Source organism: Micromonospora sp. NPDC047730, assembly GCF_043204765.1.
Lineage (GTDB): Bacteria > Actinomycetota > Actinomycetes > Mycobacteriales > Micromonosporaceae > Micromonospora.
On record NZ_JBIDCU010000026.1, the window covers coordinates 18,953 to 41,807 of the forward strand.

Sequence of the window (22,855 nt, forward strand, 5' to 3'; positions counted from 1 at the left end):
GGGTCTGTCAAACGAACGGTGTAACTCGGGTTATTGAGAGTTACTTGCGGCCTGCGGTCAGGCGGCCTTCGAACGTCATCTCGAAGGCGTTCAGGGCGGGTTTCCAGCGCATGGTCCACCGCCGGCGGTCCTGCCCGGTCGGGTCGAGGCTCATCACCGCGAGGTAGACGCATTTGAGGGCGGCGCCCTCGTTCGGGAAGTGGCCGCGGGCCCGGACGGCTCGGCGGATGCGGGCGTTGACGGACTCGATGGCGTTGGTGGAGCAGATGACGGTGCGGATCTCGGCGTCGAAGGCCAGGAACGGGACGAACTCCGCCCACGCCTGCTCCCACAGTCGAATGATCGCCGGGTACTTTGTGCCCCACGCCTGCGCGAACTCGGCGAAGCGTTCCCGGGCGGCGGCCTCGGTCGCTGCCGTGTAGACCGGTTTCAACGCCTTGGCGATGGCGTCCCAGTGCTGCCGGCTGGCATAGCGGAACGACGCCCGCAGCAGGTGGATGATGCAGGTCTGCACGACCGCCTCGGGCCAGGTCTGCCCGATCGCGTCCGGCAGACCCTTGAGCCCGTCGCAGACCACCATGCACGCGTCGGTGACACCCCGGTTCTTCAACTCGGTGAGCACGCTGAGCCAGAACTTCGCGCCCTCACCGCCGTCGCCGGCCCACGGTCCGAGGATGTCCCGGTTGCCGTCGACCGTGACGGCCAAGGCCACATAGATCGGCCTGTTCGCGACCTTGCCGTCGCGGATCTTGACGTGCACCGCGTCGAGGAAGATCACCGGGTAGACCGGGTCGAGGGGCCGGTTCTGCCACTCGGTCATCCCGTCGACGACCTTGTCGGTGATCGTGGAGATCGTCTGCCGGGACACGTCCGTGCCATACACCTCGGACAGGTGGGCCTGGATCTCCCCGGTCGTCAATCCCTTTGCCGACAAGGCAATCACCATGTCCTCGACCCCGGACAACCGGCGCTGACGCTTCCGCACGATCTGCGGTTCGAACGTGCCGTCGCGGTCGCGGGGCACCTCGATCTGCACCGGGCCGACCTCGGTCAGCACCGTCTTGCCCCGCACCCCGTTGCGAGAGTTTTCCACCGTTCTTCCCTGCCGGGTCGCCCTTGTCATAGCCCACGTGATCGGTGATCTCACCGTCCAGAGCGGCTTCCAGAACCCGCTTGGTCAGCTGCTGCAGCAGCCCGCCCTCACCGGTGAGCTGCAGACCCGCCGCACGAGCCTGTTCCACCACCTGGGCGACGAGCTGATCGTCGACCCCGTCTCCCACCGGCCGCGCCGGTCCACGCTTCGCCACCTGGTCAGTATCGACCTCGGTGATCACGACATCCGTCATCAAGTGCTGCTCCTTGATCAGGAGTTACACCGTTCGTTTTACAGTCCCTACAGAAGGTTGAAAGATCAGGGTTACGGCGGTTCGGGGTCGAGGGGCAGGCCGGTGTGAGCGAGAAAGCTGGTCAGGAGGTCGGGGCGGTACTGGATGCGCTTGAGCCGGTTCTGCACCACAGCGGCGAGCTGGTCCACGCCGGTCACGGCGAGGTTGCGAGGCTGCGTTTGACGTGTGACCAGACGTCTTCGGTCGGGTTGAGGTCAGGGGCATAGGCAGGCAGCTGGATCGCGTGGAGCCAGTCCCGGGCCGCGGCCAGTTCGCGCATCGCGGCGCTGACGTGGGTGTTGAGGTTGTCCCAGATCAGCACGATCGGCGCCTTGAGGTACTGGTGAGCGGCATCGAGCAGGGCGAGTAGTCGGTCTCGGCGAAGCTGCGCCGCTCGCCCTTGCGGGGACGGTGGACGCGTCGGAACGCCCTCGGTACCACCTCCAACAACTCCTCGGCGTCCGCCACACGCCAGCGCCCCGACATGACGTCAGCGTCAGCCACGACCGCCTGCCACGTTCGCGGGTGATCGGGGCCGCTGACGGACTCGTGGTGGTCAGCGGCTCCCGATCACTCGACGTGTCAGCGCACGTCGTACGCGCGCGTGATGGTCTGGGAGACCTTGGCTCCCTTCGCATCGGTGAGCTCGACGCGCAGGCTGACCTGCTTGCCGGAGTCACCGGAGTGGTCCACAACGAGGTCCGCCCCGGAGGACGTCAGGCGCGTCGTGCCCTGGACCCAGGTGATGCCGCCGTCCGTCGAGGTCCACACCCTGGCGGACTCGATGGCACTCGCCGGGTAGCCCGGGTTCGCCTGGACCCTGGCCGGGATCGTCACCAACCCAGCGGCGACCGTCTTGAGGCCGTCGGTGGGCAGGTCGAGACGCGGAAGGAGCATCGGCAGCGGGCGGCTGTAGACGTCGGGTTCCTCGTGCGAGTCGAACGTCCACGACGTCTGGATCAACGTCGAGCGCTTCCAGAACTTCGCCGGCGCCCCGATCTTCTCCGTGGTCAACGTCAGCTCGTAGGTCGAGTCCTCTGACGGGACCTTGAAGACGTCGTAGGGGTAGATGCTCTTGCCCACGGTGACACCGTTGCGCTTGAGCTCGAGCTTGCCCAGGTCGCCGAAGCTGCCGGCGTCGGCCCAGTGCCCTGCGCTGTCGGCCCAGATCGTCGGAGCGACACCGATGAGCTCACCCTGCCGCTCACCGATCATCTGCGGCACGCCGTCGTTGTTGTTCCGGACACCCGGTGCGAGGATCCCGCCGTGCCACGAGTCGGTGACCTCCTGGCCGGGCCTGAAGGTCCGGAAACGGTCGCTCATGACCTCGCCGAACGGAAAGCTCGAGATGACGGACTTGTACCACTGGGTGCCATCGGCGGTGAGGTACTCCGTCCGGGTGTTCGGCACGGCGAGGGGGTCGCTTCCACCGATGCCGAAGGCGACAGTGCTCGGACGCCTGGCCACCGTCAGGTCACCGAAGTCGGTCGTGGCACCCATGCTCGAGTACGTCGCGTTGATCCGACCGAGGGAGGAGTCGGCCACGACGTGCTTCTGGGCCGTGACGAGCTGGCCGTCGGAGAAGAAGCCCAGCGTGTAGGCGTACCGGCTTTTCGCCTGCGCCGACCATGTGATGGTCACCGGACCTGCCGCGAGCTCAGCGCCGAGCGCGGCGCCCTCGCTGGCGGACAGGCTGTAGACAGGCAGTGGCGTAGCGCCGAAGCCGGCGGTTGGGAGCCACGTGCCGGGGTCGTCGCGGTAGACGAGCAGTGCCTTGGCGCCTGCAGCCGCAGCCCTCGTCTGGATTGGGAAGTCGCTGCCGCCCGGAATGTGAGCCACGGCCACCTTGCCCGCGACGCTCACGGCCGCGAAGTCGGCGGCGGTGCCTGCTCCGACCGAGACGGCCTCCGCAGTGCCCTGCCCGTCGAGGTTGCCGACCCCACTGCGCGGCGAGAGCGGGTGCAGGGCCAGCCCGCCGGACGTCGTCATGGACGAGACGAGCGGGGTGATCCTCCGGCTCCAGTGCCCGAACTCGAACGATCCGTCACCGTTGGCCACCTTGCCGGTGATCTGAGCGTAGATCTCGCGCGTTCCGGGACCCGTGGTCATCGTCCCCGCGTGCAGCCAGTTGTTCGGCCACTGCCGCTCGAAGGTGAGCGTCGTCGAGCGAAGCTCGCTGGGCTGCTCGGTCGAGACCGTGAGCGGGTGCGCCTGGCGGGCGTCGAGGACGAACGAGGTGTCCTTGTCGATCGTCACCTCCGGACGGGCGAGGTACGCCACCGACGCTGGAGCCGACGGGTTCGCCGCCCCAGGGGTAGGCGTCACCGCGAACGACGTGAGGAAGTAACGGCCCGGGCGGACGGTGTAGGTCTGCGCCTTTCCGCTGGTGAAGCGCCGCTCCCCCTTGGACGTGTCGGTGTTGACCAGGTCGACCGACGACAAGCTGGCGGCGAGGTTGCCGTTGCGGTCGATGACGGACACCGTGACCGTCACCGACGGGGCGGTGGCGTAGAGGTTGAAGGCGGTCGAGACCCGCTGGCTACCGTCGGTCGCGACGATGCGGGCGGTGATGTCGCCGAGCGAGCTGTCGGGGATGTTCGCCCCGAGCTGGACGGTCACCGGGACCACGACGCTCGCCCGGGCCGGGACGGCGACGTGCTGCGGCAGCTTGAGCAGGGGCGTGTTGACCGGTCGGCCGTCGTTACCGGTGACCCGCTCGACGGAGAGGCGCAGGTCGACGGGAGCGTTCCCACGGTTGGTGTACGTCAGGCTCTTCGCCTCGTAGGCCTTGGTCTGCGGGTAGGCGAAGGCCCCTCCGTAGACGCTGGACTGCCCGGTGATCTTCTGGGAGAGCATCCGCGCGATGTCGAGACGACCCGCGCCGACCTCCTGTGCGGCTCCGGCGACGGTCGGGTCCGCCGAGGAGGTGAGCAGGTCCTTCAGCTGCGCACCGGTGAGGGTGGGGTTTGCCTCCTTCGCGATGGCGGCAGCGCCGGCGACGTGCGGCGCGGCCATCGACGTACCGGACATCGCCCGGTAGGCGTACAGGCCGCGACCGCCGGCGGCGGCTGCCAGGATCCCCACGCCGGGCGCGGCGATCTCCGGCTTCAGGACATGGGTGCCACCCACCGGGCCGCGGCTGGAGAACTGCGCGGTCGCGTTCGTGGAGTCCACGGCGCCGACGGTGAGCGCGGACGTGGCGCAGCCCGGGCTCGAGACCGTGTTCTGGGACGAGCCGATGTTGCCCGCCGCGATGACGAACAGGCTGCGGCTGGAGCCGGAGAGCTCGTTGACGGCCTGGGAAATGGGGTCGTCACAGGTCGTGGTCGGCTGGACGCTGCCCAGGCTCATGGAGACGACGTCGGCGTTGTGCGCCACGGCCCACTGCATGCCAGCGATGATCTGGGACTCGAAGCCGGCGCCCGAGTCGTTGAGGACCTTGCCGATGAGCAGGTCCGCACCCGGGGCGACACCACGCTCCTTGCCACCACTCGCAGCTCCGGTGCCGGCGATCGTGGACGCGACATGCGTGCCGTGCCCGACGCGGTCGTCGGTGCCGGTCGCGGACCCGGTGAAGTCCTTGCTCGCCTTGATGCGGCCGATGAGGTCGGAGTGACCCGCGTCGACCCCGGTGTCGAGGACGGCCACGGTGCTGCCCGCACCGTCGAGTCCGGCCTGCCAGGCGACGGGCGCGCCGACCTGCGCGGTCGAGTCGGCGAGTGTCGCACGCAACGCGCGGTCGAGCCAGAGCTTGGCCAGACCGTTGCCAGCGCCCGAGCTCGCGTCGGTCAACTCCGCCCAGGCCGCCTGGACGTTCGACTTGTCAACGGCGTACGACAGCGAGTTGACCGAGGTCAGAGCGCTGCTGTCGCTGGCCCCGGTCGGCGTGGGCGTCGAGTCGGTGACCGTCCGGCTGCCGTCGTCGTACTCGGCGATGACCCGGATCGCGTCGGCGTGGGCGTCGTCGAAGCCCTGGTCGACGAGGCCGGTCACGTTGAAGAGCTCGCGGTCGACGAGGTCTGCCGCGAGAGCCTGCGCCGCGGTGCCGGGGAAGACGTAGAGGTTGTCACCGTCGCGGAGCGTCTCGTGGTCGGGGACCGTACCGTCGTCTCCGGGCAGCATCTGGGCGATCGGCTGGCCGTCCGCCGCGCGGGTGAGCCGGACCCGGTCGCCGGAGATGAGCGTCACCGTCGCCGACTGCTGGGCCTGAGCGTGCTCGGCCGACCCGACGATGGGCCGGGGCTCGCCTGCGGCCGATGCTGCGGGGACTGATGGGGAGAGTGCGGCCGCGATGGCGAGAACGCCAGCGGAAGCGAGGGTACGACGACGCCAAGTGCGGCGCATGGGGCCTCCGTGGGAACGAGGCGGGCACGAAACCCGGATGTGGGACGACGCAGCACCGGTAGGGCGTCCACGCCGCTGCCGACCCCTGGGTGGTGGTGGGGCCGGCGCCAAGGAGCAGAGTGCCGACCGAGGCCCGCCTCGGGGAACCTGGGCGGGCAGGCGAAGAATCGACATGTCGTGTTCTCGACAGCCGGCATGCGCGATGGTCGCACCCGAGCGGAGGTCTGAAGGGAGTGGTCGGTGACCCTGGAGCTCGATCTCAGCGCTCTTGGCCTGACAGCTGCACAGGAGCGGGAGTACCAATCCCTCGTCGTCGACGGGGGTGGCACCGTGGACATGCTCGCGGCACGGTGGCAACGCCCCGTCGACGAGGTGCTCGGGGGCCTCGGCTCGCTGCGCGACCTCGGGCTCGTCGAGGTGGCGACATTCGAGGGCGACGTGCGCAGATGGTTCCCGACAGCCCCGGATGTCGCGCTGCAGGGGTTGCTCAACTCGCGTCGGCACGCCTTGTCGGTGGCGGAGACGTCGGTGGTGGCGCTAACCGAGATGTTCCGCCGCGATCTCAACCATGCCGACGTCGGCGACCTGGTCGAGGTCGTGCTGGGAGCTGACGCGGTCCGTCGGCGGTTCCTCCAGCTCGAGCTCAGCGCTCGTGAGGAGGTCTGCACCTTCGTCGACGCCCGCCCTGTCGCGGTGAGTCCCGAGGAGAACACGGCGGAAGCGCAGGCACTCGACCGCGGCGTGACGTTTCGCGTCGTCATCGAACGCGCGGCCTTCGAGGATGACACGACGGTTGCTGAGGCACGGGAGGCACTCGGTGCGAACGCCCTGATCCGCGCCGTCCCCAAGGTACCCACCAAGTTGCTCGTGACCGACGGGGTCGTGGCCATGGCCCCGCTCTCGGTCCGGGGCTACGCAGCGGCCGCCGTGGTCATCAGGGCCCCGAGCCTCGTCCACTCGCTGGTGACCCTGTTCGAGTCCGTCTGGGCAGCAGGCATCCCCATAGTCCTCGACCCGGAGAAGGATCTCGTGGACGGCCCCGCTGCTGGCCCGGACCCAGACGACCTCGCGCTCCTCTCGCTCATGCTCAGTGGTCTCACCGACGAAGTGGTCGGCAAGCAGTTGGGGATGAGCGGCCGTAGCGTCCAGCGCCGCCTCAGGGCGCTCATGGACTTCACCGGGTCGACGTCGCGCATGCAGCTCGGCTGGGAGGCGTCTGAACGCGGCTGGGTCACTCGTCGCTCCTTCGACTCCTGAACAGCAAGTTGCCGGCAACGACAGCCCGGCGGCCGAGCCCAGGAACGACTCCAGCACGGGTACGAAGTCGCCGGCCGACAGCCCGTGCAGATACAGCAACGGCAACACCCGACCCGCCGAGCCCGCCCGCACGGCTGAGGTAACAGAGGTTGCGAGTGGCCGAATCCCATGAACCACTGCATCACCATCCCTCTATATCGATGCCGATGGCTGCAACGTTGTGTGTGGGAAGGGACCTGATGCAAAACTCTGTCCGGATAGTCGACAGCGCCGGGAGAGCTTCTTCCAGTTCTCGCAAACTCAACAGGTCACATGGCTTCCGGGCGCATTGTGTACAGTTACGCTGAAGGGTATTCCATTCAGCGATCGGGCGGTCATTTCGAGCTCGGGAAGGTCTATCCCTGCCCGCACTTCATGGCTGCCCGAACCGCTGTGGGACCCGGTTTTCAAGCCCTCCTACGCCTGGCAGAACGCCTTTCCACTGCCTCGCCGGCTGCCACGAACGTCGCGCTACCGTCGCGGCGCCACGGCGAGGAAGGTCATGCGGGTGCGCGGGTGGCCCGGATGAAGCGGGCGCCCCACTCCTGGACGTGCGCGGCGAACTCCGGCGGCCCCAGGACCTTGAACTCGGCGCCCACGTTGCCCAGTGCCTGGGTTGGCCAGTCGAGGGAGGTCGAGGTCATGGTGAGCTGGCAGCTGTCCTGATCGAGTGGCTCGATCGTGCCCCAGCGGCCGACCACCTGCCGCACCCGCGAGGAGGGCGCGTGCACAAGGACCTCGACCGTGTACGGAGCCGGGGCCCCGCTCGCTGCCTGGACGAGGGCCACGGCGTCCTCGGCCGGGAGCAGGCGCGGCCGGAAGCGCGTGCCGGTAGCCGTCGGCTCGGTCAGCCGGTCGAGGCGGAAACTGCGCCAGTCGTGCCGACCCAGGTCGTAGGCCACCAGGTACCAGCGTCCGCCGAGTGCGACGACGCGGTGCGGCTCGACCTCGCGCTCAGTGGGTGCGGAGCCCCTGGCCGTGTAGCCGAACCGCAGCCGCTCCTCGTCCCGGCAAGCCTGGGCGACTGCGGTGAGCACCCCCGCCGCGACGACCGGCCCGGGCACGACAGCGGAGAGGGTCATCGCCCGCAGGGCGTCCACCCTGGCCCGCAGCCGGGGCGGCAGGACCCGCACCACCTTGGTGAGTGCGCGCAGAGATGCTTCCTCCATCCCCGCGATCCCGCTCTGCGCCGCGTCGCCGATGCCCACCGCGAGGGCCACCGCCTCCTCGTCGTCCAGCAGCAGCGGCGGCAGGACGGCGCCGGGCGCGAGCTGGTAGCCACCGTCGGTGCCGCGGGCCGCGCTGACCGGGTAGCCGAGCTCGCGCAGCCGCTCGACATCGCGGCGCAGCGTCCGCTCGGAGACCCCGAGCCGGTCGGCCAGTTCCAGGCCGGACCAGTGCCGGTGGGTCTGCAGCAGCGAGAGCAGTCTCAGGGTCCGTGAGCTGGTGTTCGCCATGGCGACATCCTGCCTCGACTTCCGGTCAGAAACTGGCCGGAACTATCCCTAGAGTCGATCTCGACGGTCACACCCGAGGTAAGGACAGAAGATGATCACCCGTGAGATCCAGCTGACTGCCCAGATCACCGGCACCCCCACGCTCGAACATTTCACCGTCGCCAAGACCGAGGTGGACGGCGAGGTCCTGGTACGCACCGACCAGATCGGGCTCGCCGCGACCTACCTGGAGCTGATGCGGGCAGACTGCACCATTCCGGTCCCGGCCTGGCAGCCGGGGCAGCGGGTAGGGGTGGCCGCCATCGGCACCGTGGTCCGATCCGACAGCCCCGAACTCGAGGCCGGCGACCTGGTCCAGTCGATGACCGGCTGGAGCGAGTACTCGGCCGGCCCGGCCGGCTCGTACCTCAAGCTCAGCCGCGAGCTCTTCGCCGATCCCGGCTACTACCTCGGCCAGGGACCGACCGCCTACTACGGGATGGCCGAGGTAGCGGCCGTCGGCGACGGCGACGTGGTCTTCGTCTCCGGCGCGGCGGGCGGGGTCGGCTCGCTGGCCGGGCAGATCGCCAAGTGCCTTGGCGCGGCGCGGGTGATCGGCAGCGCCGGCAGCCCGGCGAAGGCCGACTACTTGGTGAACGAGCTTGGCTATGACGCCGCCTTCGACTACCACGACGGCTCGACGGCCGACCGGCTCAAGGAAGTCGCGCCCGAAGGCATCTCGGTCTTCTTCGACGTCGTGGGCGGCGAGCAGTACCAGGGCGCGCTCCAGGCGGCCCGGCCCGGAGCACGCTTCGCCCTCTGCGGCTCACTGTCCAGCCAGCTCGGCGACGCGGCGCAGCGCTTTCCGCAGCCCGACCGCGCGGCGGCCGAGGCCAAGGGCGTCGAGCTGCTGCCGTTCTCCTGCTACCACACGCCCGATCAGATCGCGGCCTGGCGCGAGCACTTCAGCAGCTGGCTGGGCGAGGGCCGCTTCGTCTACCCGCAGACAGTCGTCGAGGGCGGGATCGAGGACGTGCCGCAGGCGTTCCTCTCCCTGCTGCAGGGTTACTACCAGGGCAATGTCTCGGTGCGGCTGCCGTGACCACACTCTCCCTCCGGGCCCTGAAGGGCGCTGATGGACCGCCAGTTCCTGCTGGGGCGCAACGATCGCACCCCGCTGGAGGTGATCGGGCGACTGGTTGCGCTGCAGGCACAGGAGCCCAACTGGGCCTATGTCGGGCTGTGGAGCAGGATCCACGCCCTCACGCAGTCCGAGCTCATCGCCCTGCTGGAGTACCGGGCAGGTGGTACCGGTTGAGACCGATGCGAGGGCTGCGAACGGACAAGACAGCACAGGTCGTCATCGCCGGCCACGCCTTCATGCAGAACCTCCGACGCGGACACTACGAACTCGCCGTCGACGCCCCGCCCGCTCTGCGGGTCGCTACCGCATTCACCGAACTCGCTTGGGCGATCTGACCGCAGACCTCCACACCGGGGTTCAATACGTCCGCCAATCCCACAACGCAACGGTGTCGGTCAGGCCCCTTACGATCTTGTGCGCCCGAAGGGACTCGAACCCCTAACCTTCTGATCCGATAGGGACGGTGGTCGGAACGGGTCCACCGACACTGAGGGTCAGGGCTTGCGGGCGACGCCGGCCCAATAGTAGGCCGCGCGCGGGTCGTCCGGTCCGGCGTCATCGCGCCGCCACGCCATGACGGGCACGATGCCCGGCTCGATCAACTCCCACCCGTCGAAGAACCGCTCCACCTCGGCGCGCGTGCGCGGCACCAGCGTCATGTGGCCCTGATTGGCGGCGGCCACCGCCGCGCCCATCTCTGAGGGGTTGAAGTCCTGCGTCGGATGGGTGATGGCCAGGTAGCTGCCAGAAGGCAAGGCCCGCGTTATGGTACGCAGCCTCTCCCCCGGCTCGTCCTCGTCGCGCAACAGCATGAGCACCGCGATGAGCGTAAGCGCCACGGGCCGGCTCAGGTCTAACGTGCCAGTGAGGCGGTCGGCGAGGATCGTCTCCGGCCGGCGCAGGTCGGCGTGGATGTACTCACTGCGCCCCTCCTCGCTGCTAATCATCAGCGCCCGGGCGTGCGCCAACACGATGGGATCGTTGTCCACGTACACCACCCGGGTCTCGGGCGCCAGCGCCTGGGCGACCTCATGCAGGTTCGGCCGGGTGGGGATGCCGGTGCCGATGTCGAGAAACTGGCGGATTCCGGCCTCGGCCACCAGGTAGCGGGCCACCCGGTGGACGAACCGCCGGTTCCCGGCGGCCATCATCCGCAGGGTGGGGATCGCCTCGATCAACGCGGCGCCCACCGCCCGGTCGACAGCGAAATTGTCCTTCCCACCGAGCCACCAGTCGTAGACCCGAGCCGAATGCGGTACGGAGATGTCCACACCGGTGGGCGGGACCTCCTCAGTTCGGCTTCCGGCGGAACGCGTCACGGTCGACTCCCTCGAAGAGCCGGGATGGACGTGCGTAGCCTAGATGACGTCCGCCCGCCCCGCGATCCGGTCCAATTCGGATGATGACGGCATTTCGGCAGGTCAGACCCTTCATGATCTTGCGCGCCCGAAGGGACTCGAATCGAACGCCCAACCTTCCGATCCCCGGGTGAGGGGGACAGGCTGACTGCGGGCCAGATTCCCGCAGTCGACCTGGATCTGCGACCGAAGGCGGTCACACCTGCCGTCGCGGGCCAGCAGGCAATAGCCGTGTCGCCTGCTGCCCCAGCCGATGGCGCGCCCGCCACAGGCACCGTTGGCGGCGAGGAGCTTGAAGCAGCCGCGATGCTCAGCATCTCCGTCAGCCACCTCGACCGGCTCTACCGCGAGCGCGACAGCAACGGCTTCCCCGAGCGCGCGGCCGACGGCCGCACATGGCGCCGCCAGGACATCGCCAAATTCGAACTGCCACGCGAACAGGCCAGGCGCAGCGCGCGTGACAGCGTCGACCGCTCCGGGGCCCCGGACGAACTGGTGGGCAAAGCGGAAGCCGCCAGAGTGCTCGGCTACAGCACCGCCAACGCCCTACCCAGTCGGATGCTGGAGCGCGCCGATGAGCAGTCAACAGGCCCAAAGGGGCGCTACCGCCGCAAGTAGAGGCGCGAAGCGCTGTGGGCCATCCTGGACGAGCAGGGCAGCACACCACCTCACCCCTGATCTGCTCAGCTGGCCCTCGGCGTAGGACTGCGGTCGACCCCGACCGATCACCCCACTCCCGCTCACCGCAGCGCCCGGCCCTGGCGGGCCGGGTTAACCGGAAGCGGCCTCCGGCCGTAAAGAGCAGGCCGACCGGCTCCGCCGTCAAGTCGAGCGGGCAGAGACCAGCCCCACCGCCCTCGCCTGACCTCGTCAACCGGCGATGCCCAGTCCAGCGTGGAACCGCACCAATCGGGTCTCGTACTCCCCGAAGGTCGGTCAGGCCTGTTCGATCAGGTGGTCGAGTTCCGCAGCGCGATCCCGGCCCGGCCCGCGATACGTGGTGACGGCCTCCCCGATCGAGCAGGTCGCAAGGTCAGCCCGCGAACTGCCACGCAATCGCCGGTCCGGGTCGTCGACAGGTCACAGGTCCGCGCTCCGCGCGGCGGGCTTCCCACAGGTTGATCGGCACCCGGCGTTGCTACCGGTGTGCAGCGGCCTGAGCAGCGCCGCGCCGAGGCCGCTGAGTAGGGCTACGTGCTTTACCTCCTGCCCATTGGCGGCCGCCGAACGTGCACGGTCGTTGGCGGCCGCCTCGGCTGGCCGGGTCAATCGTCGCGAGAGCAACCGTTCGCCAGGTGCAGGTGGTAAGGAGGTGGGGCCTGCGGGCGCCTGGCGAGAAGAGGCGGACCGGTTCTGAACCGGCGCGACGGATCGTCGCAGAGGGAACGCCGGATCAGTAATTCACCGAGTAGGTGAACCAAGCAGCGATCCGAGCGTTGCGTCGGGCTCGTGACGACGGGACGGCCACTCGATCAGGCTCGCCGGCCGATCACGTACATGCGCAGGCGTTGCAGTGGCGGCAGGAGGCCGTAGATGACGATCGGCACCGCGAGGGTGGCCAGGACGAGGGTGCGCAGCACCGTCGGTGTGTCCCGGAGCAGGTCGCCGAGTAGCAGTTGCAGGACGGTGAGCGTGGGGAAGACGGCCAGCCAGATCATCAGGGCCATGTGATGGCGGGGCGGCGGCCCGGCGCGCATCGGCGGGCGGGCGATCGGGTCCTCAGACATGGTGAGTGCTCCTCCAGTATTTGATGGTTGTGGGTTCAGAGACCGTGACGGCGGTCGGCGAGGACGGCCTCGGTGACTTGCCGTTCCAGTGCGGCCGAGAACGGGCGGGCGTCCGCGATGGCGCGCTGGACGTCCTGCTCGACCAGGTCGGCGTGCAGGGCGATGGCGGCGGCCGATCCGGCGCCGGCAGCGGTGATGACCTGGGCGCGCGGGTCGACGGCGTTGCCCGCAGCCCAGACACCGGGCACGCTGGTGCGGCCCCTCTCGTCGACGACCACCCAGCCGTTGCCGTCCACCTGGCAGCCCAGGCCGGTTAGCAGGCCGTTGCTCGGCACGAACCGGGGCCGGACGAAGATCGCCGCCGGGGCGACAACGCTTCCCCGGTCCAGTTCGACGCCGGCGAGCCGGTCACGGTCGATCACGAGCCGCGCCACCGTGCCTTCGACGATGCGGATACCGCGGGCGGTCAGCCGCTTCCGCTCGTCCGGGCTTAGGTCGTGGGTGTGCGCGAAGAAGGCGACGTCGGGCGACCACTGCCGCACCAGCAGCGCGTGCTGCACCGCGTCCACCGTGCCGCCCAGCACACCAAGCGGCCGGTCACGGACCTCGTAGCCATGGCAGTACGGGCAGTGCAGCACGTCCCGGCCCCACCGCTCGGCCAGGCCCGGGATCGCGGGCAGGTCGTCGCGTAGGCCGGTGGCCACGAGGACGCGCCGGGCGCTCAGCGCTGCTGCGGTGGCCAGGTGGACCCGGAAGCCGCGTTCGATGCCGACCACGGTGTCGTCGATGAAACGACCGCCGTACCCGGCGACCTCGGCCCGACCGGCGGTAAGCAGATCGTGCGGCGGTATGCCGTCGCGGGACAGGAATCCGTGCAGGTGGGTGGCAGGCGCGTTGCGGGGCAGGCCGGCGTCCACGACCGCGACCCGGCGCCTGGCTCGGGCCAGCACCAGGGCGGCGTTCAATCCGGCGGGCCCGCCGCCCACCACCACGACGTCATACTCGTTCATGGCGCCCAGGCTGCTCCGAGAGTCCGTAGGCGGCAACTATTGTTGCCATTTCCGGGAAGAGCGAGGTGGAATGGGGCCATGAATCACCCGCCCGCGATCGCCGCCGCCCTGACCGAGGTCGGCCCCCGCCTCAAACGCCTGCGCACCCAGCGCGGCGTCACCCTGACCGCGCTGGCCGAGGCCACCGGCATCTCCAAGAGCACCCTGTCCCGGTTGGAGGGCGGCCAACGCCGACCCAGCCTGGAACTCCTGCTGCCGATCGCCCATGCCCATCAGGTGCCACTGGAGGAATTCGTCGGCGCACCCGAGGTCGGCGACCCCCGGGTGCGCCTGGTCCCCCGCCGGGCGAACGGCCGCACGGTGCTACCGCTGACCCGGCAAGCCGGTTCGCTGCAGGCCTGGAAGGTGATCATCCCCGTAGACCAGACCGAGCCCGACTTACGCGTCCACGAGGGCTACGAATGGCTCTATGTGCTCTCCGGACGGCTCCGCCTCGTCCTGGCCGAGCACGACTTCGTGCTCCGCGCCGGCGAGGCGGCCGAGTTCGACACCCGGCTGCCGCACTGGTTCGGCAGCACCGGGGAACACCCCGTCGAGATCCTCAGCATCCTCGGCCGACAAGGCGAGCGCATGCACGTACGCGCCAAGCCCCGCGCCCCCAAGCCGGCAACTGACGGTGCACGACGTTGAGCGGTCAGGTCGGGCAGCGACGGGGGTATGGGCACAGGAGCCGGCAAGATCAGGTGCGCTCATCCAGCCACGATGAGGGCGCCCATCCCCCGGACCCGTCACTAGCGGTAATCAGAACTCATGCTCCGTAGTGGTCGTCGTGGTACTGGCCGCTGCCGGAGGTGAGGCTGCTGTTGGAGTAGTAACCGGTATCACTGGGGGTGCCAGCTCGCCGAGCTGACATTGCTGTGGGTTCTGCCGGCGCGCCGGTGCCCGTCCGAGGCGGGAATGAGCTGTGCGTTACTGGTCTGGTGCGGTGACGACGCAGTGCACACTCGCCTGGTGATAGGCAGTGTCCGACGGATCAATCTGGCCGTCGACATCGACGTCGACATGATTACGCCAGGAGATCAGTTGACCTGTCGATTCGCAGGGTCGACGCGCCGTCGTTCGGTTGTTGCTTACCGACTTGGGCTTGAGTTGCAACCGTCGCCGATCAAGCCTTGCGGCGCCATGCGCCGTCCGTGGAAAGCTCGTAGAGACAGTTACGGACACGAGCCGTGTCCGCCGTGCAGTCACCCTTTTCCCACTGCCCGCGCCCAGAGACATCCGGCGCTGAGTAGTGAGGATCATCAGGCAGGCTGATGGGCGTACACCCGATCGCCGACGTCGCGATCCCGCCGTCTGGTGCCCGTTCGTCGCCGGATTGATCACTCGGCCCTGCTCGTCGACGTACCGGGCGCGGTCTCCGATATCAGACGGCGCGAGACCCGGAACCGCATCCGCGTAGGTGACAACTTGACCTGGCTGGACCCGGTCCTCCGCGCCTGCCGGCGAGGCAAGACCTGTGCCCCCGACCACCACACTTGTTGCGACCGCAACCCGCAAGATTGTCGCTGAAGCTACGGGCGGGCCTAAACGGCCCTCGACCGAGCAGAACAACTGGGACGAGAGAGCAGAACTGAGGTTGATCCGTCTCGACGGACGGCCAGCCCATTCAAGAAGCTCCGCCGCCTCAAGCCGCTGCCCGCACCGGGCCGCCAACACGGCGGGAACCTCGTCGCGCCAGACCAGCCGGAATCCGTCCGATGTAGGCCACGTCGGCGTCCAGGGCAGGTCTACCGAGTTTCACGTGATCGACAGGTCGTCGAGCTTCTGGTGATTGCTTTCCAGGTGTTCCCCGGCGAAGTCAAGCACCACTGGACAGTCAGCAAACCACTGCTCGTCATCGGGGTCCCAAGCACCGGCCAACTCCTAGGCCAGCTCAATGGCTGATCGAAGGCGTGGCCACCATGTCTCAACGCCGCGCTCCTCTTCTTCATATCCGGCCTGGCAGATCTCGCGATCCTGGCTACCAGCCTCGCCATCCTCGGCGTGGCCTCCTCCTCACGGGGCTCGCCATCGCGCTGCGGAAATAGGGACGGCATCGAGACAACCCGGAGTCCCTCGACCGGAAGTCAGCTCCGTGACAGACACATCTACATATGCCAAGCTAGGCAAGTGAAGCCCCGCCACAACCTCGGAACGCCTCGGAAGCCACCGACGGGTGCGCAATGACGGACGACACACCGATCAGTCACATCGTGCACCTGGTCAGATCCTTTGGAGACGACGCGACCGCACCGAGGGAGATCCAGTTCGGCAGACGACTGCGCCCTTCCGCTCTCGCCATTCTCTGGGTCCTGCTGGTCGCCGGCACGCTCAGCACAAGCCTCCTAGTCGTGTTCCTCTGGATAAGCGACTCGCCGGGGTGGTGGTTCAATCTGATCTTCACCCTCCTGCCGGCCTTCTTTTTGGCCGGGTGTGGAATGGCATTGACGGAATCGAGAAAGCTCTCACGCCGCGAGGCGCAGCTCGCCGAGCGGTGGCACGCGACACGGAACCACGCACGACCATCAGCGGGACGCGTCATCGACCGCACGGTGAGCCTTATGGAGCACGGGAGCGTGTCATCTTTTACCCTCACCGTCGACATCGAAGGGGCATCGCGCATCCGCGCACGCTGGTACCGCAGCAACCCGGAAAACGCAGACGCAACTCTCCTCCAGACCCAGATACCCGCAATCGGCTCTAAAGCACGTGTGTGGTCTGTCGGAGTACCAAACGACGACGAACCCCTGATCGTGGAAGCACTCGATGCCAGCATCGTGATCCCATGAGCGTGCTCTATCGACTTCTTCCACCAACCTCGCTGGGGGCGCGGCGGGGGCTGCGCTGCGCCCGGCCCCCGCACCGGGCGAGGATCGCAACCGGGCCAGCTACCAGCAGGTGCCGCCCGAGCCTCTTCGGGCTGCGCCGGTCCCCGGCCGGGCGAGGATCGCAACGGTGCGACGATGGGCGCGGAGCCCGCGCTGACACCACCAGCGCAGCGAGTGGCGCCGGCCGGTTCTGGACGCAGGCTGGTCGCTGTGCGGGGTTCGGCGAGTTGCCTGGCAGCCGAGATCCGGGACAGCCGGTAGGTGCGGTCCGCGTCTGATCTTGTGGCCAGCAAGTAGCCCTGGTCCCGTACGGTGACCAGGCCGATCGGGTCCACGGTGCGCCACCTCGGGGTCTGGTCCACAGCCGCGTAGTGGATGCGCAGTCTGTGTCCGGCAAGTACCGCGCGCCGGACCTCAATCGTTGTCGCATCGGGCTGAGCAACCGACGGCCACGGCTCGTGGCGAGCTGCCGAAACTCCAGATCAGGCGAGTGCGGCTGAAGTACTAGTGTTCTGAGTCGTTAATTCGCCGGCAGTATGTGGCGAGGCTGTTGAGGATGTCGTCGGCGGTCCTGGTCCAGACAAACGGCTTGGGGTTGGCGTTCCATGCGTCGATCCAGGTGCGGACGTCGGCTTCGAGTTCGGCGAGGCTGCGGTGGCTGGATCGGCGGAGCTTGCGGTTGGTCAGTTCGGCGAACCACCGCTCGACGAGGTTGAGCCAGGATGCCGAGGTCGGTGTGAAGTGCAGGTGGAAGCGGGGATGCGCGGCCAGCCACCGCTGCACCGCCGGGGTCTTGTGGGTGGCGTAGTTGTCCAGGACCAGGTGTAGATCCATACCGGTGGGCGTGTTGGCGTCGATGACCTTCAGGAACTTGAGGAACTCCTGATGGCGGTGCCGGCGGTGGACCTGACCGATGACAGCGCCCGTCGCCGGGTCGAACGCGGCGAACAGGCTCGCCACGCCATGGCGGACGTAGTCGTGGGTCTGCCTCGCGGGGACCGTGGGCATCATCGGCAGCATCGGCCGGGTCCGCTCGAGTGCCTGCATCTGCGACTTCTCATCCACGCACAGGACCATCGCCTTGACCGACGGATCGAGGTACAGGCCGACCACGTCGCGGACCTTCTCCACGAACAACGGATCGGCCGACAGCTTCCACGTGTCCACCAGGTGCGGCTTGAGGCCGAACGCCCGCCAGATCCGCGACACCGCGGTCTGCGACAGCCCGGTCTCCTTCGCCATCGACCGCGTCGACCAGTGACTGTCCCGATTGGACGGCTGGCGCTCCAGCGTCTTGACGATCACTTCCTCAATGCGGTCGTCGGTGATTCGACGCGGCGCCCCAGGCCGCGGCTCGTCGGTGAGCCCCTCCAGCCGGCGCGCGAGGAACCGGCTACGCCACTTGCCCACCATGTCCCGCGACACGCCCAACCGCTCCGCGACGTGCGTATTCACCAGACCATCGGCGCACAGCAACACGATCTTCGACCGCAACGCCAACGCCTGCGACGACTTACCTCGCCGTGCCCACCGGGTCAGACACGCACGCTCGTCATCAGTCAGTTCCACCACGCCACGCGGACGACCAGCCATCCCGACAGCCTACTATCTGCCGGCGAATTAACGACTCAGAACACTAGGCGTACCCGTCGTTGTAACCGCAGCGTCGGCCCCGCCACGGTACGAGTGGCGGGGCCGACGCGCGGGTGGTGTCAGGCGTCCGGCCCGCCGCCGACCGGCGTCGCCGAAGGCATGCGGCCGGCACCGAACGGGGCGGAACCCCTCGACCGACCCCACAGCCCCAACTCACGTGCACCCAGGTACAGGAACGGCAGCAACAGCAGCACGTCGGCGACATGGGCGATCGACACCTCGCGGGTGATCCGGCTCAACGGGAAGGCGATCGCGCCCAGGCAGAGCAGTACGCCGACCGGCAGCGGCGCGGTGCGGGTCCGGCAGAGCACCAGGCCCAGCGCGAACAGTGTGAGCGGGAAGAGTGGACCGGCGATCCAGAACAGGGTCGTGGCGAAGGGGTACTGGTTGAGCAGCTCGACCGTCCGGGCATGCGAGACGTCGACGAGGCCCTCGTGGATGCTCTGCACGCCGAACGCCACCCCGCCGACGACCGCGAAGACCGTCACCGGCAGCGCGACGGCCACATACCGGGGAGCCGTGGCGCGCAGCCGGTCATAAAGCCCGATCAGACCGACCAGCCAGCAGAAACAGGAAAGCGCGACGAGCGTACCGGCGGTCACGCCCTGCGAGTCGGGCTCCCAGAAGAAGGAGGCGAGCAGGTTCAGGGTTGCTCCCAGGATGAGAAACATGGACCAGACGCTATGGGTGGCGGGGCGGCGCTGGATCCGCTCCGCGTGGGCGGCGGACTACTGCGGTCGTCGTACCCCGGCCAGCCCGCCGTGGTAGGCGAAGACCACGAGTTGGGCCCGGTCCCGGGCACCGAGCTTGGCCATCGCCCGGTTGGCGTGGGTCTTCGCGGTGGCGGTGCTCATGCCGAGCCGTGCACCGATCTCCGCGTTGGAGAGCCCGTCCGCGATCAGCGTCACCACCTCGCGCTCCCGCGCGGTCAACGCGTGCAGGCCGGGCACCTCCGGTCCGCTGGCGAACGCCGCGATCAGCCGACGGGTCACCTCCGGCGCGAGCAGCGCGTCGCCGGCGGCGACCACCCGGACCGCCCGGCGCAACTCGTCCGGTTCCAGGTTCTTCAGCAGGAAACCGCTCGCGCCAGCGTGCAGCGCCGCGTAGACGTACTCGTCGAGTTCGAAGGTGGTCAGCACGACCACCCGTACCCCGGGCAGCCGCTCGTCGGCGAGGATCCGCCGGGTAGCGGTCAGCCCGTCGGTGCCGGGCATCCGGATGTCCATCAGGACGACGTCCGGCTGGTGTGCGCGGGTCAGCCCGATCGCCTCGTCCCCGTCGGCGGCCTCGGCGACGACCTCGATGTCCGGCACCCGCTCCAGCAGCACCCGGAAGCCAGCCCGGACCAGCGTCTGGTCGTCGGCCAGCAGTACTCGGATCGTCATCCCGGCAGCCACCCCTGTACCTGGAAGCCTCCGCCCTCGGCCGGGCCGGCCCGGAGCCAACCGCCCAGGCCGGTGGCCCGTTCCGCCATGCCGCGCAGGCCGTTGCCCGGTGGTCCGCCGGCGCCGCGCCCGTCGTCCTGGACGGTCAGCGTCAGTCCGTCCGGACGGTAGCCGAGCCGTACCTCGATCCGGTTGGCGTCGGCGTGCCGCACCGCGTTCGCCACCGCCTCCTGGACGATCCGGTACGCCGTCGCCTCCACAGCCCGGGGCATGGGCCGGGGCTCGCCGTCGTGGAGCAGCACGGCGCCGGTCGCGGCGGTCAGTGCGGGAAGCCGGTCGAGCGCGGGTGCCGGCGGCGCGGGGCTGAACTCACCCGGCGGGTCGCGGAGGTCGCCCAGCTTTCCGCCGGGGCCGCCCGGCTCGGGGCCGGGGTCGCGGCGGCCGTCTCGGAGCACGCCGACGGCGGCGCGCAGCTCCACCATCGCCTCCCGGCCGGCCTGCCGGACCACGTTCAGCGCGGCGCGTGCCTGGTCTGGGTCGTCCTCCAGCACCTCGGCGGCGACCCCGGCCTGTACACCGACCACCGCCAGGGTATGCGCCGTGACGTCGTGCAGCTCCCGGGCGATCCGGATCCGCTCCTCGATCACCCGCTGCTCCGCCGTACGGTCCCGCTCGGCGGCCAACAACTCCAGCCGGATCCGCCGGCCCCGGACCGCCTCACCGAGCAGCAGCGTCGCCCCGAAGACCACCGTCGAGCTGTCCAGGGTCGCGTCCAGGGGTCCCACCCCCTCCACCAACATCCGCCCGTGCAGGTCCAACAGGATGAACACCCCGGCCACCACCAGACCGGACCGACGCCGGGACGCGACCGCCACCGAGTACATCGCCACCCAGAGCGGCGCGGCGGGCGCACCACCGGGATACCGGGACATGTGGTAGGCCAGGAACAGGGCACCCACCGTGGCCAGCGTCGCGGCCGGCCAGCGCCGTCGGGCCAGCAAGACCAGCGCCATCGCCAGCCCGAGGCCGTACGCCCACGCGTCCGGCGCGCGGTCGGCGGACTCCACCGCCGCCACCCCGATCCGATACACCGTCACCGCACCGGTAATCACCACGATGCCGGCCTCCGTCATCCACCGCCGCACGGCGTAACAGTACGTACCCGGCCGGGCGACCACGTACCACGAACGCGGTAGCCGGCGGCATGCAACGAAGGGCCGTCTCGTTGCCTGGCGGCCCGTGCCTGTGACGATCTCGACAGCCTGCTGAGGGCGCTTGCCGCAGATGTCGTAACAGCGACGGCGGTGGTCTGGCACCGGCACCGCGCAAGGCGATCCACGGGGCGGAGCTGGTCGCTCGGGCGTTGCTCACCTTCGCCGGCCGGATGCCGGTGGATCCGACCAACCCGGTCGTCGAGCTCAACGGCGGACCGGGCATCGCTGTCAGTTCCGGGCGGGCCTCGGCGGCGGCGATCAGCCTGCACTTGGTGGACGGCGTGGTCAACGCCATCCATCTGGGCAACCCGGAGAAACTGACCGGGCTGCGTGAACGCTGAGGCCCCGGCTCAGCTGGGACGTCGAGGTCCTCGACGTCCGAGGTCAACGTAACGCCGCGACGCCGGGGCCCAGTGCACCGGGAGAGGGCGGTAGCTGCCGGTGGACGATCACGCCGGGGGTGTGGGTGCCGTGGTAGCCCGGGCCGATCATGTGACCAGTTCGTTGTACGCGGCCGACCAGCGACCAGTGAGATACCAGCGGCTCGGCGTGTCGCCCGGAGTCAGCGGCCGGGATCGTCTGTCTGCACCACCACCGACCACGAGGCCCCAGCTGACCGTCTGGACCAGCGGCGAAGCCAAACTTGACATCGCCCAGATCGCACAGGCACTGTCATCAGCACCCACTACGAAATGTCCACCACCGCCGACCTCACCACCTGCCTAGGCCCACCGGCTGACGTCGCCCCCCTTCTGGGACTTGACCAAACCCATAGGGACACCCCCAGAAGCGAATGACCCGTACGTGCACGGTTCCGGAGTCGCGCTCCGCTGTCGTGGTGCCGCGTGCCCGCTCGCCCGAACAGGCCGCTCTACCTGGAGTAAGTACAGGTCATCGCCGAACCCCCGACGTGTCATCCTGCCGCGGGAGTACGGCAGCGTGAGCGCCGGGGGTGAGCGCCTCGGCGGCCGACAACCGTACGCCGGCGTAGCCGGCATACCGCAAACGCGGTACATGAACCGTGGCAAACGGCGATCGGCACCATGCGGGATGCTGGCTAGCGTCGACCGTATGACCGAGAACATCGAGATCCGGCCCACCCGGACCGACCGGCTGCGGTGGCCCTGGATCCCATCCGCTGTGACTGGCGCTTTGGTCCTCGGGGCGATGCTACTGCTCTACGCCGGCCGTCCCCTCGCCGGCATCGCACTCGCCAGCGCCACCAACATGGCCGCCTTCGCGTTCTTCCTCGTCGGCGGAGCGGTACTGGTCTGTCGAACGGCGAGCGCGCCAGCGCCAAGGTGGGCAATCGTCGTCCGCCCAGCATTGGTCGCGTTGATACCGGCCCTCGCGTGCTGGATCGTCATCATCGTGCTGCGCCAGGCGATTCTCGCCAACGAGCCGCTCTCCGAGACCGTTTTCCAGGATGGATACGGCCGTAGCATCGTCGTATACCAGTTCGCCGCGCTCATCGGCGTCGTCGCCGAAACAGTCCTACGGATCAGAAGGTTATGGGTCCGAAGATAGCCGATAGTACGGCAGCCGCCATTGGCTGTCTGACCAGGGTGGACACCGGCGGGCTGGGTGGGTGAAGTGGGTGCAGCCGCCGTGCTGGTCATGGCCGCCCTCGCGGTCTGCGCCGTCGCCACCAAGCCCGCTCACGCTGGCTCCACCAACGCACCCGGCGACGTCTCACCCGCATCAACTGCGCCACCTACGCCGCGAACGGCTACACGCTCACACTTCCGACCGGGTACGCCATCAGCGGCGTGTTCATCGCCGACCCCGAACTCGATGAAGATTTCGCCCGCGCCGAACCACTGACGCACGACAGGTGGCAGCCGAGGCTGGCGCAACTGCAGCGGTACGCCCGTAACCCGGTCAGCCAGGCACTTCAGCGCATCGACCGAATCTTCAGGGACCGCCGGGCCGGCAACGCGACCGCGCCCACCACCGATGCCGCAACAGGGTTCACGACTGGCGGACGTCCTCGGCACACTCCTCGACACCCAGGCCGGCGGCACGGAAACCCGCAT

Annotated in this window: 20 protein-coding genes and 4 pseudogenes; 11 read left to right on the plus strand and 13 right to left on the minus strand. The window is 68.9% G+C overall.

All coding sequences use genetic code 11. The features are described from left to right. Nucleotides 1-40 precede the first annotated feature (40 nt). A pseudogene (locus ACGF5G_RS32830) lies at nucleotides 41-1,244 on the minus strand (IS256 family transposase). On the opposite strand from ACGF5G_RS32830, the gene ACGF5G_RS32835 reads away from it, so the two are divergent. After that, a complete protein-coding gene (locus ACGF5G_RS32835) occupies nucleotides 1,131-1,454 on the plus strand; it encodes a hypothetical protein (protein WP_393270261.1) in 324 nt (107 codons plus the stop codon). The pseudogene ACGF5G_RS32830 and the gene ACGF5G_RS32835 overlap by 114 nt on opposite strands. Here ACGF5G_RS32835 and ACGF5G_RS32840 read toward each other — a convergent pair. From ACGF5G_RS32840 to ACGF5G_RS32850, 3 genes are all read right to left on the minus strand, one after another. Continuing rightward, entirely contained in the window at nucleotides 1,418-1,543 is a 126-nt protein-coding gene (locus ACGF5G_RS32840; protein WP_393270170.1) for a hypothetical protein, read from the minus strand. The two genes, ACGF5G_RS32835 and ACGF5G_RS32840, sit on opposite strands and share 37 nt — an antisense overlap. Beyond that, the gene (locus ACGF5G_RS32845) at nucleotides 1,540-1,707 is read right to left on the minus strand and encodes a transposase (RefSeq protein ID WP_393270173.1); all 168 of its coding nucleotides are present in this window, start codon (nucleotides 1,705-1,707) and stop codon (nucleotides 1,540-1,542) included. The genes ACGF5G_RS32840 and ACGF5G_RS32845 overlap by 4 nt, the downstream gene beginning before the upstream one ends. Before the next feature lie 260 nt (nucleotides 1,708-1,967). Next, the gene (locus ACGF5G_RS32850; protein ID WP_393270175.1) at nucleotides 1,968-5,573 is read right to left on the minus strand and encodes a S8 family serine peptidase; all 3,606 of its coding nucleotides are present in this window, start codon (nucleotides 5,571-5,573) and stop codon (nucleotides 1,968-1,970) included. 396 nt (nucleotides 5,574-5,969) lie between these two features. Between ACGF5G_RS32850 and ACGF5G_RS32855 the strand changes: the two genes are divergently transcribed. Next, complete coding sequence (locus ACGF5G_RS32855; protein WP_393270264.1) at nucleotides 5,970-6,986, plus strand: TrmB family transcriptional regulator; 1,017 nt, start codon at nucleotides 5,970-5,972, stop codon at nucleotides 6,984-6,986. A gap of 539 nt (nucleotides 6,987-7,525) precedes the next feature. Here the strand turns inward: ACGF5G_RS32855 and ACGF5G_RS32860 are convergent. Further along, nucleotides 7,526-8,482, minus strand: coding sequence for a helix-turn-helix transcriptional regulator (locus tag ACGF5G_RS32860; protein WP_393270177.1), 957 nt, complete (start codon nucleotides 8,480-8,482; stop codon nucleotides 7,526-7,528). A 91-nt stretch (nucleotides 8,483-8,573) separates the two neighbouring features. Between ACGF5G_RS32860 and ACGF5G_RS32865 the strand changes: the two genes are divergently transcribed. The 3 genes and pseudogenes from ACGF5G_RS32865 to ACGF5G_RS32875 form a co-directional block, all read left to right on the plus strand. Next, entirely contained in the window at nucleotides 8,574-9,563 is a 990-nt protein-coding gene (locus ACGF5G_RS32865; RefSeq protein ID WP_393270179.1) for an MDR family NADP-dependent oxidoreductase, read from the plus strand. A 33-nt stretch (nucleotides 9,564-9,596) separates the two neighbouring features. Beyond that, nucleotides 9,597-9,779, plus strand: a complete 183-nt coding sequence (locus tag ACGF5G_RS32870; protein WP_393270182.1) for a DNA glycosylase AlkZ-like family protein — start codon at nucleotides 9,597-9,599, stop codon at nucleotides 9,777-9,779. Continuing rightward, a pseudogene (locus ACGF5G_RS32875) lies at nucleotides 9,773-9,940 on the plus strand (IS6 family transposase); the annotation flags it as partial. The gene ACGF5G_RS32870 and the pseudogene ACGF5G_RS32875, both read left to right, overlap by 7 nt. A 159-nt stretch (nucleotides 9,941-10,099) precedes the next feature. Here ACGF5G_RS32875 and ACGF5G_RS32880 read toward each other — a convergent pair. Then, nucleotides 10,100-10,924: an SAM-dependent methyltransferase gene (locus ACGF5G_RS32880; protein ID WP_393270186.1), complete on the minus strand. Its 825-nt coding sequence runs from the start codon at nucleotides 10,922-10,924 to the stop codon at nucleotides 10,100-10,102. Nucleotides 10,925-11,269: 345 nt separating this feature from the next. Between ACGF5G_RS32880 and ACGF5G_RS32885 the strand changes: the two genes are divergently transcribed. Next, nucleotides 11,270-11,581, plus strand: coding sequence for a hypothetical protein (locus tag ACGF5G_RS32885; protein WP_393270189.1), 312 nt, complete (start codon nucleotides 11,270-11,272; stop codon nucleotides 11,579-11,581). Between the two features lie 854 nt (nucleotides 11,582-12,435). Here the strand turns inward: ACGF5G_RS32885 and ACGF5G_RS32890 are convergent. Next, a complete protein-coding gene (locus ACGF5G_RS32890; RefSeq protein WP_393270192.1) occupies nucleotides 12,436-12,690 on the minus strand; it encodes a hypothetical protein in 255 nt (84 codons plus the stop codon). Between the two features lie 35 nt (nucleotides 12,691-12,725). Next, entirely contained in the window at nucleotides 12,726-13,700 is a 975-nt protein-coding gene (locus ACGF5G_RS32895; protein ID WP_393270194.1) for an NAD(P)/FAD-dependent oxidoreductase, read from the minus strand. 78 nt (nucleotides 13,701-13,778) lie between these two features. On the opposite strand from ACGF5G_RS32895, the gene ACGF5G_RS32900 reads away from it, so the two are divergent. Together ACGF5G_RS32900 and ACGF5G_RS32905 are read left to right on the plus strand one after the other, a co-directional pair. After that, entirely contained in the window at nucleotides 13,779-14,390 is a 612-nt protein-coding gene (locus tag ACGF5G_RS32900; RefSeq protein WP_393270197.1) for a helix-turn-helix domain-containing protein, read from the plus strand. Nucleotides 14,391-15,922: 1,532 nt separating this feature from the next. After that, on the plus strand, nucleotides 15,923-16,528 hold the full coding sequence (locus ACGF5G_RS32905) for a hypothetical protein (RefSeq protein ID WP_393270200.1): 606 nt from the start codon (nucleotides 15,923-15,925) through the stop codon (nucleotides 16,526-16,528). 254 nt (nucleotides 16,529-16,782) lie between these two features. Here ACGF5G_RS32905 and ACGF5G_RS32910 read toward each other — a convergent pair. The 5 genes and pseudogenes from ACGF5G_RS32910 to ACGF5G_RS32930 all read right to left on the minus strand — a co-directional run. Beyond that, a pseudogene (locus tag ACGF5G_RS32910) lies at nucleotides 16,783-16,986 on the minus strand (WYL domain-containing protein); the annotation flags it as partial. Nucleotides 16,987-17,071: 85 nt separating this feature from the next. Then, entirely contained in the window at nucleotides 17,072-18,160 is a 1,089-nt protein-coding gene (locus ACGF5G_RS32915; protein ID WP_393270203.1) for an IS630 family transposase, read from the minus strand. Nucleotides 18,161-18,279: 119 nt separating this feature from the next. After that, nucleotides 18,280-18,891 (minus strand): hypothetical protein, encoded by a 612-nt coding sequence (locus ACGF5G_RS32920; RefSeq protein ID WP_393270206.1) that lies wholly within the window; start codon nucleotides 18,889-18,891, stop codon nucleotides 18,280-18,282. A gap of 57 nt (nucleotides 18,892-18,948) precedes the next feature. Beyond that, nucleotides 18,949-19,605 (minus strand): response regulator, encoded by a 657-nt coding sequence (locus ACGF5G_RS32925; RefSeq protein WP_393270209.1) that lies wholly within the window; start codon nucleotides 19,603-19,605, stop codon nucleotides 18,949-18,951. After that, nucleotides 19,602-20,750 carry a sensor histidine kinase gene (locus tag ACGF5G_RS32930; protein WP_393270212.1) on the minus strand — a complete coding sequence of 383 codons (1,149 nt, stop codon included), beginning with the start codon at nucleotides 20,748-20,750 and terminating at the stop codon, nucleotides 19,602-19,604. The genes ACGF5G_RS32925 and ACGF5G_RS32930 overlap by 4 nt, the downstream gene beginning before the upstream one ends. Nucleotides 20,751-20,968: 218 nt before the next feature. Between ACGF5G_RS32930 and ACGF5G_RS32935 the strand changes: the two genes are divergently transcribed. From ACGF5G_RS32935 to ACGF5G_RS32945, 3 genes and pseudogenes are all read left to right on the plus strand, one after another. After that, a complete protein-coding gene (locus ACGF5G_RS32935) occupies nucleotides 20,969-21,160 on the plus strand; it encodes a hypothetical protein (protein ID WP_393270213.1) in 192 nt (63 codons plus the stop codon). A gap of 192 nt (nucleotides 21,161-21,352) precedes the next feature. Then, nucleotides 21,353-21,616 (plus strand): annotated as a pseudogene (locus ACGF5G_RS32940) (hypothetical protein). A gap of 274 nt (nucleotides 21,617-21,890) precedes the next feature. Further along, entirely contained in the window at nucleotides 21,891-22,346 is a 456-nt protein-coding gene (locus ACGF5G_RS32945) for a hypothetical protein (protein WP_393270215.1), read from the plus strand. The last annotated feature ends 509 nt before the right edge of the window (nucleotides 22,347-22,855 follow it).

What these genes read in the sequence shown, in the direction of transcription:
- ACGF5G_RS32860 (WP_393270177.1), bottom strand. Translation starts at nt 8,482, where the DNA reads ATGGCGAACACCAGCTCACGGACCCTGAGACTGCTCTCGCTGCTGCAG.
- ACGF5G_RS32865 (WP_393270179.1), top strand. Translation starts at nt 8,574, where the DNA reads ATGATCACCCGTGAGATCCAGCTGACTGCCCAGATCACCGGCACCCCC.
- ACGF5G_RS32870 (WP_393270182.1), top strand. Translation starts at nt 9,597, where the DNA reads ATGGACCGCCAGTTCCTGCTGGGGCGCAACGATCGCACCCCGCTGGAG.
- ACGF5G_RS32885 (WP_393270189.1), top strand. Translation starts at nt 11,270, where the DNA reads ATGCTCAGCATCTCCGTCAGCCACCTCGACCGGCTCTACCGCGAGCGC.
- ACGF5G_RS32890 (WP_393270192.1), bottom strand. Translation starts at nt 12,690, where the DNA reads ATGTCTGAGGACCCGATCGCCCGCCCGCCGATGCGCGCCGGGCCGCCG.
- ACGF5G_RS32895 (WP_393270194.1), bottom strand. Translation starts at nt 13,700, where the DNA reads ATGAACGAGTATGACGTCGTGGTGGTGGGCGGCGGGCCCGCCGGATTG.
- ACGF5G_RS32900 (WP_393270197.1), top strand. Translation starts at nt 13,779, where the DNA reads ATGAATCACCCGCCCGCGATCGCCGCCGCCCTGACCGAGGTCGGCCCC.
- ACGF5G_RS32905 (WP_393270200.1), top strand. Translation starts at nt 15,923, where the DNA reads ATGACGGACGACACACCGATCAGTCACATCGTGCACCTGGTCAGATCC.
- ACGF5G_RS32915 (WP_393270203.1), bottom strand. Translation starts at nt 18,160, where the DNA reads ATGGCTGGTCGTCCGCGTGGCGTGGTGGAACTGACTGATGACGAGCGT.
- ACGF5G_RS32920 (WP_393270206.1), bottom strand. Translation starts at nt 18,891, where the DNA reads ATGTTTCTCATCCTGGGAGCAACCCTGAACCTGCTCGCCTCCTTCTTC.
- ACGF5G_RS32925 (WP_393270209.1), bottom strand. Translation starts at nt 19,605, where the DNA reads ATGACGATCCGAGTACTGCTGGCCGACGACCAGACGCTGGTCCGGGCT.
- ACGF5G_RS32945 (WP_393270215.1), top strand. Translation starts at nt 21,891, where the DNA reads ATGACCGAGAACATCGAGATCCGGCCCACCCGGACCGACCGGCTGCGG.